This is a genomic window from Desulfogranum aggregans, from assembly GCF_055398265.1.
In genome coordinates, this window is sequence record NZ_AP042447.1 from 2,682,106 (window position 1) to 2,694,990 (window position 12,885).

Consider the following 12,885-nt stretch of genomic DNA (forward strand, 5'->3'; position numbering starts at 1 on the left):
TTCAAGCAGCCAACGACTGTTCGTCCTCACTGATGCCAATTATGGCAAGCAGGGCCTCTTTCACCTTATTTATCAACACCGGGTCAAGCAGCTTGCCGCCTGCATCGGTGGTTACATAAAATATATCGATCAACTGCTCCACTTCGGTTGCCACCCGGGCATGGCCTATACTCAACCGAAAATCGGACAGGGTCTGGGTGAGTTGATACAGCGCATGGGGGCTGTCGCTGCCATAGACTTCGATGATGGTATACTCCCGGGAAGTTTCATTATCGATTAATACCTTTTGTTCCAACTGCTGCACTCTGCGCCCTGGCCCGGCCCCATAGCGTTGCTGCTTGTTCATCAGCTTTGCACCAATATCCAGGCGGTAATTGAGCGCGCGATTGCAATCCGCCTCAACCGCTACCCAGTCATGTTCACTGAACTCTAACCCCATCGAGGAAGTCACCTCAAGCACGTCAACCACCGTTTGGTCTTTCCAGGTAAAAATCTGGGCAGCACGAACGGTCAGGTTATGCAGGGCAAGCACCCCGCAGAGCTTGGCCATCAGCCCGGTCCGGTCCTTAGTCATCACCAGCAGGGACCATGATCGGTTATGGGGAGAGGGAAACAGCAACACCTGCTGACGCAACCGCTGCCGGTGCTCCCTGTGGATCTCCAGGTGACGCCCCACCTGTTGCGGGGTAAACGCCAGAAGGTAATCTTCCGGCAGCATATCGGTCCGCTGATCGCCCAAGCCCTGATCGGCCAACTGTTTGTGAAGTTGGGCCTTAAGCCATTCCGCCCCTTGCTCCACCCCATCGGCCTGTTGCTGCCCCTCCAACTGATGGCACTGGGCCTCAAGGCATGCCTTTACCTGGTGATACAGCTCGGACAGCAGGCTCGACTTCCAGCTTGACCATGCCGAGGGTCCGGTTGCCTTGGAGTCTGCGATAGTGAGCAGGTAAAGCATGGTCAGTCGCTCGACGTCGCCGATCAGCTCAGCTGTCTGCTGAATAAAATCCTGGTCACTGAGATCCCTGCGCAAGGCATTCTCCGGCAAGAAAAGATGATGCTGGACCAGGAAGGCAAGGACAGCGCTCTGTTCGTTGCCCAGCTGGAGCCGGCGGCCGATGACCTCAACCATGGCCGCGCCCCGCTCACTGTGATCTGTATGCTTCCCCTTGCCGACATCGTGGAGCAACGCAGCCAGGTATAACAGGTGCAGATTGCTGAGGTCAGCAAAGAGATCATCCATCTCCTCGCGCAATTCGTGCAGGTTGGCAACGGTTTGCAGGAGGTGCCGGTCAACCGTATAGATATGGTAAAGATCATGCTGGGCAAGGGACTCGATGGTACCGAATTCCGGGATATACAGGGGCAGCAGGCCGGTAACGAGCATACTTTCCAGCAGGGAAAACACGTTTTTGCTCTCGGTGAGCAGTTCGCAGAAGATGCGCCCGACCCGCTTGGAGCTTCGAAACTGATCATCCACCAGGTGCAGATTACTGGTCACGGTCCGCCGGGCAAGGTGATGCAGCGGACGACCGGTCCGGCCAGCCTGGAGAAAAATCCGCATGAGCAGGTAGGGGTGCTTTTCCAACTCGGCATCGGAAAAGCGAATACTCCCGTCGCGAAGCACGATGGCCCGCTCAAGCTGCTTTTCCCGCCCCTTTTCCCTGGAAAATCCAAGCACTTCATGGACATGTTCAAAAAAGAGGTCAGTGACCACAGCAATGGTCTGCAGATGGCCATACACGTCGCGCATAAAATGCTCCACGGCCAGCACACCGTCCGTATCCTGGTAGCCAAAGGCGCCGGCCATCTCTTCCTGGTACTCAAAAACCAGCTGGTCATCCTTGCGCTGGCGCAGATAGTGCAGCCGATTCCGTATTTTGGTGAGCATATTCCAAGAGGATTCAAATGCCTGGCGATCCTCCGCGCTGATCATGGCAGAAGCCTCGATGGCATCAAGGTCAGGCAGGCTGAAGACGCCTTTTGCCACCCACAGCATGGCCTGAATATCACGCATTCCGCCTTTCCCTTCCTTGATGTGCGGTTCCAGGAGGTAGGCGTGGCTGCCGAATTTATCATGCCGTTCGTCGCGATACTGCTCCATTGTCCGGACAAAGACGGAACGGCGCCCCTCAAGGATTTTTTTCCGGTACCGCTGCCGCAGTTCATCAAAAAGTGCGGCTGAGCCAGCAAGCAGACGGGCATCGAGCAATGCAACCTGGAAGATAAAGTCCTCCTCGGCAAAGCGCATGGCATCCTTGATGGTGCGCACACTGTGTCCCACGTCGAGTCCTTCATCCCACAGGGGATAGAGGATGCTCTCGGCCAGTTCCTGTATGTTTTTTTTCGAGCGCCGATCATGCAGGAGCAAAAGATCGACATCAGAAAATGGATAGAGCTCGCTCCGGCCATACCCCCCCAGGGCAACAACCGCCACTTCTCCCTTTGGCCTGATACTTTCCAGAGCCTGCAGGAAGTGCTGGGTTATGAAGGCGTCGACCCGGTCGGAATAGTGCTGCAACAACCCATGACCGCTGAGTCCCTGCCGCCACAGTTCTTCCAGCGCCCCCTTGTGTAGCCGAAGTGTTGTTGTCATTACAGCGCCTCGTTATCGACCTCGCCGGTGCGAACACGAATCACTTTATCTATGGGCAGTACAAAGATTTTACCGTCACCGATCTTACCGGTACGGGCAGCTTCAACGATGGCGGTAACGGCCTCATCAGCCTGTTCGTCCTGAACAATAACCTCGAGTTTGACCTTGGGAATGAAATCAACCACGTACTCAGCTCCACGGTAGACTTCGGTGTGCCCTTTCTGGCGACCGTAGCCTTTCACCTCCATGACGGTCATGCCCTGGATATCAATGGAGGTCAACGCCTCTTTAACGTCCTCCAGCTTAAACGTTTTGACAATGGCTTCTATTTTTTTCATTGCTTTTCCCTCTTGTTTGGTGCCGGGTGGTTCACATCAGTTAAACACTATGTCTACCGACCTTGCTCGTCCAGTATTTCTCTTGGGCTGAATTATGCAGGCGAACCAAACTTTATCATTGAATAACAAATAAATAATAAAATTAAGACGCCAGCCGTCACGGACTCGGCAAGGCTTTAGTTATACGCAGTTTCAGAGTGCTCTGCAGAGTCAAGCCCCTGGTTTTCGGCCTCAGCACTTACCCTCACGCCCAGAAACATATCCACACCTTTGATAATCCCCCAACTCATCACAAAGGCATACCCGCAGACGACAATAACTCCGAACAACTGAATGAACAGCTGCTTTATACTTCCTGCCAGCAGCCCATCCACTCCGCCGGGGTTGACTGCTGTTGAGGCAAAGACCCCCAGCAGCAAGGTTCCGGTCACTCCGCCGACACCGTGAATACCAACAACGTCAAGTGAATCATCAAATTTCAATTTTGCCTTAAGGTTCACTGCGTAGTAACAGACAAGCCCGGCAATGAGCCCAATGATAATAGCACTGTTCGGTCCGACAAAACCAGCGGCCGGAGTAATAGTCGCCAATCCTGATATGGCGCCGGAAGCCGCACCAAGGGTCGTGGGTTTACCCAGCTTGATCCACTCCATCGCTGTCCACATCGCCATCCCGGCCATCCCGGCAAGGTGGGTGGCAACAAAGGCAGTAGCTGCAACCTCATCAGCGGCAAGCGCACTGCCGCCATTAAAACCAAACCAACCGAACCAGAGCAGACCGGTTCCCAGCATAGTCATGGGCAGGCTGTGCGGCATAAAATTGGTTGTACCGTAGCCCTTGCGCGGGCCAATCACCATTACCGCAGCCAGCGCCGCCATCCCGCAAGTGGCATGCACAACCAAACCGCCGGCAAAGTCAAGAACGCCGATCGAACCCAGCCACCCGCCGCTCCCCCAGATCCAGTGACACACGGGGTTATAGACAAATATCGCCCACAGGACACTGAATACAACAAAAGGAGCAAACCGTACCCTTTCGGCAAAGGCACCGGTGATCAACGCCGGGGTAATCACCGCAAACATGCACTGGTAAATCATAAATACCGTCTGCGGAATGGTGGTGGCATACTCACTGCTCGGCGCATTGGTCACCCCATTAAGCGCAAACAGCGAAAAATCGCCGATCACCCCGCCTATATCCGGCCCAAAAGACATCGAATATCCGATATAGACCCACTCAATGGAAATAAGCGAGATCATAATAAAGCTCTGCATGATGGTTCCCAAGACATTTTCGCTTCGCACCATGCCCGCATAAAAAAGTGCAAGCCCAGGCGTCATCAGAAGAACCAAACCGGCAGCAGCCAGTATAAAAGCAGTATCCGCAGCGTTAATCATCCTCCCCCCCTTAACAAATTTAAACAAACTTGTAATTTATTTTTTACCACTCCGCACAAGACAGGATGTTTTTTCACTATCAACATCCAACACCTGTACAGTGCCTCTCCTCTTCGCCGCAAACAACAAAAACAAAAAAACAGTTTGTTACCTGGCAAAGAAACCACTGCACTGCCCAAACCAACCCCTTGGTATCGGCAACACAAAGGTGCAAATATCGCCTCCTCTCCACCGAGGCTACAATTTGCTACCAAACCCTTCACTCCAAACAGCATGCCATTTCGATCGGATTCATCTTAACATATTGGAATATAATAAAAAAAATACAAGATATCTCAACCAAGCTCTCAACATGATTGTACAATTATGTAAACTGTATATAAAAAATCTACATTTTTGTAGGATTGCTCACGGCGCACGCTATTTGACAAAAAACGTATCTCGCTGTATTTTGTGGAATACAAGAAAAAAGAGTGCGTTAGCTGCTCACTGCAGCCCTGTAGCAAAAGAGAATTGCAGTGGTCGACATGCACTGACCCAACGAGCACAAGACGGCAATACCGTTGATCAAACGAGCATCGCCATGGGGGGAACGCAGCAGAGATCCTTTTTTCGAGCGGCCCGCAGAGAGGGGGAAGAGCCTGTCACTTGATAGGGATTTATTGCTGCCAGACAAACAGGGATGTGCAGCTTGGCGCAGAGCTGACGTGCACAAAAACCAAAGAAAAAAAACGCGGTATGGGCCGACAGGATGCACTCACCTCATCTTCCTGTCCCTTCAGCCCTTGTACATTGAGGTACCTTGAAGCAAACACCCGGTAAAGGTCGACCTCATGACTGAAGAACGCAGAAACTACATCCGGCCAGAATCCTTGAACCTGCTCGACTACCTGGTGGTCGATAAACAGGGCCGCCAGGGAGAGTACTCCATGGGGCGTACACTCAATGTGAGCGAAGGAGGCATCCTCATGGAAACCCATATCCCGCTGCCCACCGGTCAGCAGGTGATGATCACCCTGGGACTTGGCGACAACCTGGTCAACATCATGGGTAGGATAATCTACACGACCTTTGATTCAAACCGGCACCAGAACGGGATTGAATTTTTTCACGTGGCAGAGAACGACCGCGCCATCCTGAAAGAGTACGTACACGCCTTCCACGAACATTACAGGGAAACGAGAAAAACACTCCCGCCAAAGGAAAGCGCTGCAAACGACGCTATTATCTGACCGGCCGCCCTCATTACACCTCCGCCACCTACAGTCTAGCTGACCTATCGTCCGTACTCATCATCAAAACGGACGATATCGTCTTCTCCCAGGTAGCTGCCAATCTGCACCTCAATCAACTCCAGCGGGATAACACCTGGGTTTTCCAATCGATGCATGGTGCCGCAGGGAATGTAGGTTGACTCGTCTTCATGCAGCAGGATGGTCTGGTCGCCATTGACCACCTGAGCAGTTCCCGAAACCACGACCCAATGCTCATGGCGGTGATGATGCATCTGCAGCGACAGCTTGGCCCCCGGGTTCACGGTTATACGCTTAATCTGAAACCGATCCTGCAGCTCCAAAGTCGTATACGACCCCCAGGGACGGTACACGGTTTTATGTACCTGGAACTCGCCCCGCTTTTCCTTTTTCAACTTGCGAACGACTTTCTTGACATCCTGGGATCGATCCATTGGGGCCACCAGGACCGCGTCAGCCGTCTCTACAATCATGGTGTCCTTGATACCCACGGCCGCCACCAGGGTATGCTCCGCGCGTATCAGCGAACTCTCCACATCTTCCAGAATAACATCTCCGCTGACAACATTCCCCTGCTCGTCCTTGTCGGCCACTTTCCACAAGGCCCGCCATGAACCGATATCACTCCACCCCATATCCGCCTTGACCACTGCCGCATTAGCGGTTTTCTCCATCAGTGCATAGTCAATGGAATCTGAAGGGCACTCGGCCATTAGCTCCTTGTCAAAACGGAAAAAAGCCCCGTCAAAGGCACCACCATTAACTGCTGCCGCCATACAATCGACAATGCGCCCTGCATACTGCTGCATCTCCTCAAGCAGGGTCGCAACGGTGAAGGCAAACATACCGCTGTTCCACAGGTAATTTCCTTTAGCTATGTACTCCTCGGCGGTGGCACGGTCGGGTTTTTCCACAAAACGCTCCACCTGCCCCCCCTTGCCCTGAGCAATATAGCCATAGCCGGTCTCCGGATGGTCCGGCACAATACCGAAGGTGACCAACTTTCCACGGTCGGCCAGTTCCACTGCCTTGCCCACTGCCTCGGCAAAGGCCTCCTGCTTGGTCACAAGGTGATCGGCAGGCAGCACCAGCAGGACATCATCGGCTGATCCATGCTCCCCGACAAAGGTGGCCGCTCCACAAATGGCTGGCCCGGTGTTCTTCCCTATCGGCTCAAGCAAGATACGAAAATCAGAAAACAGCTCCAGTTCTTCAAGCTGGCTCTTGGTCATAAATCGATGCTCTTCCCCAACCACCACGATGGGCGGCAACACCCCGGGCAACGCACTGACTCGCTTCAGGGTGGTCTGCAGGAGAGAGAGTTCGCCGGTGAGATGAATAACCTGCTTGGGATAGAGTTCACGCGATAAGGGCCACAGTCTGGAACCGGTCCCTCCGGCGAGAATAATGGGTTGAATTGCCACAATGTACCTCGTCAATGAGTTAGGCGCGAATCAGCTCAAGCAGTTCGCGAGTGATTTTTTCCAGTAATTGGCTGTCGCCCCGTGTTTCCACATTAAGACGCAGCACTGGTTCGGTATTGGATTTACGCACATTGAAGCGATACTCCGGATAGCTGACCGAAATCCCATCGGTAAAATCCATATCGCCATCACTATACTTCTGTTCGATATCCTGCAAGACCTTATCAGGGTCATCCACGGTCGAATTGATCTCCCCGCTCACCGGAAAGGCGGCAATGGCTGCATCCACCATATGCGAAAGTGGACGCCCCTCCCTGCTCATCAATGCGCAGACCAGCAGCCACGGGAGCATCCCGGAATCGCAATAGCCGAACTCGCGGAAATAATGGTGGGCAGACATCTCTCCCCCATAGACGGCATCTGTTTCCCGCATCTTTTCCTTGATAAAAGCGTGACCGGTACGGGTCATCAGTGGATGGCCTCCTGCTTTCTCAACCACTGAAACGGTATTCCACACAAGCCGCGGATCATGGAGAATAGTGGCACCCGGATGCCGTGCAAGCATTGCCTCTGCCAGCAGCCCCACGATATAATACCCCTCGATAAACCTGCCGGCCTCATCATAGAGAAAGCACCGGTCAAAATCCCCATCCCAGGCAATGCCGAGATCCGCACCGTGTGCGCGTACCGCGTCTGCGGTCACCGCCCGCTTTTCAGGCAACAACGGATTGGGCACACCGTTTGGAAAGGTGCCGTCCGGCTGCTCGTAAAGCCGAACAAAGGTAAAAGGCAGAGACCCTTCCAGCAGGTCGATGACCGGCCCGGCACACCCGTTGCCGGGATTGACAACGATCTTCATCGGCTGCAGCTGTTCTCTAGCAACCGATGCAAGCAGATGGTCGATATAGGCACTCTTGTCTTCACGATAAACGCGCTTGCCAGGGTGATGGTGCCGCTCGCCAAGCACCCTTTTTACCCATTGGGGATCGATAACCTTTGCTCCCATTTCCACCAGACCACTGTCTCCGGAAACCGGGCGAGATTCCCGCTGCACCAGCTTCATGCCGTTATATTCGGCAGGATTGTGGCTCGCCGTGATCATCACCCCACCATCAACACCGTCGGCCACTCCGCTGAAAACCGCATGATACACCTCCTCGGTGCCGCACAGACCGATATCCACCACATCTACGCCCTTGCTCTGCACAGCCTCGCACAAGGCCGTCGACAGGGCATGACTGGAAAGCCGCATGTCATGACCGACGATAAGCTTACCGGCATCGAACTGCTCGACAAAGGCCATCCCAATCAGGGCGGCGAGCTGTTCATCCAACTCCTCGGGCACCTTGCCGCGGATATCATACGCCGTAAAACAGTCTGGAACAGTCTTCACTCCGGTCTCCTGATGATTGTTGTTTGAACAAAACGGAAAAATGCAGTATGTACGAACATGGCCTGCGAGCGGTTCCCGCACGTGCGTCAGACACTCTAACAAATATACCCCAACCATGGCAATGGTTTGCTCTACGAGGCTCAATTGTGAAAGGCATCATCCTTGCCGGCGGCTCCGGCACCCGGCTCTACCCGCTCACCCGGGTCATCAGTAAACAACTGATACCGGTGTATGATAAACCGATGATCTACTATCCGCTTTCTGTGCTGATGCTGGCCGGAATACGGGATATCCTGATCATTTCCACTGCCCACGACCTGCCCCGATTCAGCGAACTGTTCGGCAACGGCGGACATCTGGGATTGCACATACAGTATGCCGAGCAGCCGCACCCCGAAGGTCTTGCCCAGGCCTTCCTCATTGGCAAATCTTTTATTGGTAACGACTCCGTCTGCCTGGTGCTAGGCGACAACATCTTCTTTGGTCATGGATTTGCCGAAATCGTTTCCCGCTGCAGTCAAATCAAAGAAGGGGGGACCATCTTCGGTTACCTGGTAAAGGATCCGCAGCGTTACGGGGTGGTGGAGTTCGATGCCCGCAACCAGGTTATCGGCATCGAGGAAAAACCCGCCCATCCCAAATCAAAATATGCGGTTCCCGGGCTCTATTTCTACGATAACCAGGTGGTAGAGATCGCTGAATCCATTACTCCCTCAGCCCGTGGTGAGTTGGAAATAACCGACGTCAACAACCACTACCTGCAGCACAAAAAACTCACGGTAGAACTGCTTGGCAGGGGGTTCTGCTGGCTCGATACCGGAACCCATGAATCCCTGCAGCAGGCCTCCAGCTACGTGCAGGCCGTACAGGATCGTCAGGGGCTGAAAATTGCCTGCCTGGAAGAAATCGCCTATCGCCTGGGCTACATTGACGGCAGCCAGGTGGAAAAGCTTGCCGCCTCAATGATGAAAAACCAATACGGCCAGTATCTGATGGACATTGTGGCCGATATCCAGCAAGGAAACTAGCAGATGAAACTATTGATAATCGGTGCAAAAGGTCAGCTCGGCAAGGACTGCATGGAACTGCTCGCCCCCAGCCATACCGTTTCTTGCTGTGACGTGCCGGAGGTAGACATCACCAACAGTACCCAGGTGGCGGAGCTTTTTGCCATCCATCTGCCGGAGGCAGTGATCAACTGTGCGGCCTATACTGCGGTCGACCGGTGTGAAACCGACCAGGAACGGTGCATGGCGGTCAATGCCCACGGCCCGAGACTCCTTGCAGAACAGTGCGAACGGTACGGCAGCCGCCTGATTCAGATTTCCACCGACTATGTGTATGACGGCAAGCTGCCGGCCCCTCAATCCTACCTGGAGGATGCAGCAACCGAGCCGCTTTCCATGTACGGCCGAAGCAAACTGCAGGGGGAGGAGGCTGCCCGAGCCGCCAGCAATCATCTGATCCTGCGCACGGCCTGGCTGTATGGTTTCGGCGGACACAATTTTCTCAAGACCATGCTGCGCCTGGCCGTTGTCAATCCCAAGCGCACCATTCGAGTGGTGCATGACCAGTACGGCTCCCTCACCTGGTCATGGCGATTGGCAGACCAGATAAGCGTGCTGCTGGAAAGCGAGCTGAAAGGCGTGGTGCATGCCAGCGCAGAGAACTCCTCCACCTGGTATGAGGGCGCCCGCTACTTTCTCGACTGCATGGACCTGCCCTACTCCATGAAACCGTGCACCACCGAGGAGTACCCGACGCCGGCAGCGCGGCCTGCCAACTCCATCCTGGAAAACAGCCGCCTCAAACAGGCCGGACTCAACCGTATGGTCGATTGGAAGACGGATGTTGAAGCATTTGTCAACCGGTACCGCGAGGAATTGTTGGAGGAAGCGGAGGCGGCAGCCTGCAGCTAACAACCTCACACGATCGTGCAGGCTACCTTTTGCCCAAGCTTTCCCGAATCAATGCATGCCATTGCCTGGACGATACTTCCCCATTCAACATACCCTACTGCTTTTTTTCAGGCGAAGAAGGCTGCGCTTTTGTTTTTTCGGCAGGCGCGGGCTCGGCTATAGCAGGTTTTTTCGGCTCGAAGTACCGTCGCAAACGTGGATCGTTGATCAGCACCTGCAGCCTGGCGGCTCCCAGGTCCAGATAGGGCACGGTAATGGATTTTTGCAACCAGTCGTTGGAGGCTGACAGACTGGAGGCAAGAAACATATAGATCAGAGAGGTCAAGACTGCCCCCTTGATCGCTCCCAGGCCGCCCCCAAGGAGGCGATCGAACCACCCCATCAGCGTGATCTCCATTACCCGCCGCAACATTTTGCCCAGCAAGGTAAAAGCAACGGCTGCAGCGAGGAAAATACAGGCAAAGCTCACGACAAACAACAGCTTCTGATTCTCAATAAAACGCGCTGCATAGGGGGCGATATCGCCGTGATAATGGGCAGCCAGCCAATATCCTCCGATCAATGCACAAAAGGCGGCCAGCTGCCGCACCAGCCCAATCCACACGCCACGAACGACAAAAAACAATACAATCAGCCCCACGGCGATATCAAACATGGTCAAGGCAGAAAAATCAGGCATGGCAACATATACGAAAAATGAATAGTTTGTCTGAAGGCGAGGAAAAATTTTCCCCCTCCCAACAGTTGTGAACATTCAACACTGGTGTCGGTGACGAGCCCAGCCTGGCGCCTCCATGGATGAACGGGAGCACAACTCACAGCATCCTTTTAAGAACCAACCCCGCAGAATAAATGATCCTGGGCAATTTGCAAGTTGCAAGTGATAGATACCCCCTACTGTTCATGAGCCCCACACCCCACGCACTGTTTATCCGCTCCATGGAAGCGCTCTCTGACCGGTTGCATGCTCTAGCTCCGCCCCACGTCATCCTGAGGGTGGCAGACCTCTCTCTGCTCAGCCACCTTGATCCTGAGACGCCCCTGGCGCCCTCCTTTCGCACCATGCTTTCACCTCACGAACAGAGCATCCTGGCGCGTTTCACCCGCAGAAAGCGATACCAGGAGTGGTTGGGCGGCCGCCTTGCCGCAAAAACCTGCTTCACTGCCTACTGCCGAAAAAACGGTCACTCCCCACCGCTTTGCGCAGAGTTCTCCATCCTGGCCAACAAGTACGGCAAGCCCTCTATCCTCACTGCAGACACGCCCTTACCGTTGCCAACCGTCTCCATCAGCCACAGCGGCACTTATGCAGCAGCATGCCTTTCCCCGGATGCACCATGCGGAATCGATGCCCAGCGCATTACTTCAAAACTTGAGCGAGTCGCTGAAAAATTTACCGACAACCAAGAAAAGTCGCTTTTTCACGACAAAGAAAAACCTCTCCATACCCTTGCCATTCTCTGGGCTGTCAAGGAAGCAGTAAAGAAATGTCTGCTCGCCGATCATTCGGTCACTTTTTCCGCCACCACCGCTATTGGCGCTGAACGACAGGCAGCCAACCTGTGGGTTGTCCACTGCCACGTGGCCGCGCCAATAGGTCAGACAGCGACCGTGCATGCCGGTTTTCTCCATGACTATGTTGTTGCCTGCGCAACCGGAGATAACCATGCCTGAGCTGCCTGAAGTTGAAGTCACCCGGCGGGGTCTGCTCCCCATGGTTCCGGGACAGACAGTGAAGGATATCTGGTGGAGCGGCAAAAAACTGCGCACCTCCCTCCCGGTGCAGCTCCTGGAGCGAACGGTCAAGCACCAGCTGGTGACTACCATTGACCGCCGGGCGAAATACCTCCTCTTTCGACTGGATAACAGTGCAGTGCTGGTGATACACCTTGGCATGACCGGGAAACTCAGTTTTCTTCCCCGGCAACACCCCAGGGCAAAACACGATCACCTCGCCCTGTTGCTGAGTGACGGTAACGAGCTGCGTCTTAATGACAGCAGAAGGTTTGGTCAGGTGCTTGTCTGGCCGCCAACGGATGCCGAGGAAAGGGAACAACGTTTTTCAGCCAGGGAAGGGATAGAGCCGTTGGGTGATGAATTTACTGCTGAAGCACTGCTGCAACTGGCCAGGGGCAAGAAGGTGGGCATCAAGCCTTTTTTAATGAACAGCCGCTATATCGCCGGCATCGGCAATATTTACGCAAACGAGACGCTTTTTCAGGCCGGGGTTCACCCTGGCACCCCGGCTCAGCAAATCACCCTGCAGGAGTGGCAGGCCATTGCAGCAGCGGCAACCCATATTCTGGAGCAAGCCATCAGGGCCGGAGGCACAACCATTTCCGACTTCCTCGGCTCAAGCGGTCAACCCGGCTATTTTCAATTGCAACTCAATGTATACGGCAACGACAAGTCCCCTTGCCCCCGATGCAGCCATCCCATCAGCAAAATGCAACTCGGGGGCAGGAGTACCTTTTTTTGCGGCTTTTGCCAGGTCAAAAAATGAACAACCATTCACTGTCGCAAAAAAGAAACAATTTATGTGCCTGAAAAAAGGCTTCTTTGCAGCCG

At 54.1% G+C, this 12,885-nt stretch carries 11 protein-coding genes; 5 read left to right on the forward strand and 6 right to left on the reverse strand.

Annotated features, from left to right (window positions below; all coding sequences use genetic code 11):
• Window position 1: 1 nt before the first annotated feature.
• The 3 genes from glnD to ACZ52Z_RS11890 all read right to left on the reverse strand — a co-directional run bounded on the left by glnD (window position 2) and on the right by ACZ52Z_RS11890 (window position 4,328).
• Window positions 2-2,593, reverse strand: a complete 2,592-nt coding sequence (gene glnD / locus ACZ52Z_RS11880; RefSeq protein WP_464266998.1) for a [protein-PII] uridylyltransferase — start codon at window positions 2,591-2,593, stop codon at window positions 2-4.
• The gene (locus tag ACZ52Z_RS11885; RefSeq protein ID WP_464266999.1) at window positions 2,593-2,931 is read right to left on the reverse strand and encodes a P-II family nitrogen regulator; all 339 of its coding nucleotides are present in this window, start codon (window positions 2,929-2,931) and stop codon (window positions 2,593-2,595) included. Before ACZ52Z_RS11885 ends, glnD begins: the two co-directional genes overlap by 1 nt.
• Before the next feature lie 176 nt (window positions 2,932-3,107).
• Window positions 3,108-4,328: an ammonium transporter gene (locus ACZ52Z_RS11890; RefSeq protein ID WP_464267000.1), complete on the reverse strand. Its 1,221-nt coding sequence runs from the start codon at window positions 4,326-4,328 to the stop codon at window positions 3,108-3,110.
• Window positions 4,329-5,161: 833 nt separating this feature from the next.
• Here ACZ52Z_RS11890 and ACZ52Z_RS11895 point away from each other — a divergent pair.
• Window positions 5,162-5,560, forward strand: a complete 399-nt coding sequence (locus tag ACZ52Z_RS11895) for a PilZ domain-containing protein (RefSeq protein WP_464267001.1) — start codon at window positions 5,162-5,164, stop codon at window positions 5,558-5,560.
• Between the two features lie 44 nt (window positions 5,561-5,604).
• On the opposite strand, the gene ACZ52Z_RS11900 is transcribed toward ACZ52Z_RS11895, so the two are convergent.
• Window positions 5,605-7,008 carry a mannose-1-phosphate guanylyltransferase/mannose-6-phosphate isomerase gene (locus tag ACZ52Z_RS11900; protein WP_464270790.1) on the reverse strand — a complete coding sequence of 468 codons (1,404 nt, stop codon included), beginning with the start codon at window positions 7,006-7,008 and terminating at the stop codon, window positions 5,605-5,607.
• Window positions 7,009-7,024: 16 nt separating this feature from the next.
• Window positions 7,025-8,398 (reverse strand): phosphohexomutase domain-containing protein, encoded by a 1,374-nt coding sequence (locus ACZ52Z_RS11905; protein ID WP_464267002.1) that lies wholly within the window; start codon window positions 8,396-8,398, stop codon window positions 7,025-7,027.
• A 146-nt stretch (window positions 8,399-8,544) separates the two neighbouring features.
• Between ACZ52Z_RS11905 and rfbA the strand changes: the two genes are divergently transcribed.
• Entirely contained in the window at window positions 8,545-9,426 is an 882-nt protein-coding gene (gene rfbA / locus ACZ52Z_RS11910) for a glucose-1-phosphate thymidylyltransferase RfbA (protein ID WP_464267003.1), read from the forward strand.
• Between the two features lie 3 nt (window positions 9,427-9,429).
• The gene (gene rfbD, locus ACZ52Z_RS11915) at window positions 9,430-10,317 is read left to right on the forward strand and encodes a dTDP-4-dehydrorhamnose reductase (RefSeq protein WP_464267004.1); all 888 of its coding nucleotides are present in this window, start codon (window positions 9,430-9,432) and stop codon (window positions 10,315-10,317) included.
• 94 nt (window positions 10,318-10,411) lie between these two features.
• On the opposite strand, the gene ACZ52Z_RS11920 is transcribed toward rfbD, so the two are convergent.
• A complete protein-coding gene (locus ACZ52Z_RS11920; protein WP_464267005.1) occupies window positions 10,412-10,996 on the reverse strand; it encodes a CvpA family protein in 585 nt (194 codons plus the stop codon).
• 224 nt (window positions 10,997-11,220) lie between these two features.
• On the opposite strand from ACZ52Z_RS11920, the gene ACZ52Z_RS11925 reads away from it, so the two are divergent.
• A complete protein-coding gene (locus ACZ52Z_RS11925; RefSeq protein ID WP_464267006.1) occupies window positions 11,221-11,991 on the forward strand; it encodes a 4'-phosphopantetheinyl transferase family protein in 771 nt (256 codons plus the stop codon).
• Window positions 11,984-12,820 carry a bifunctional DNA-formamidopyrimidine glycosylase/DNA-(apurinic or apyrimidinic site) lyase gene (gene mutM, locus ACZ52Z_RS11930; protein ID WP_464267007.1) on the forward strand — a complete coding sequence of 279 codons (837 nt, stop codon included), beginning with the start codon at window positions 11,984-11,986 and terminating at the stop codon, window positions 12,818-12,820. The genes ACZ52Z_RS11925 and mutM overlap by 8 nt, the downstream gene beginning before the upstream one ends.
• Window positions 12,821-12,885 lie beyond the last annotated feature (65 nt).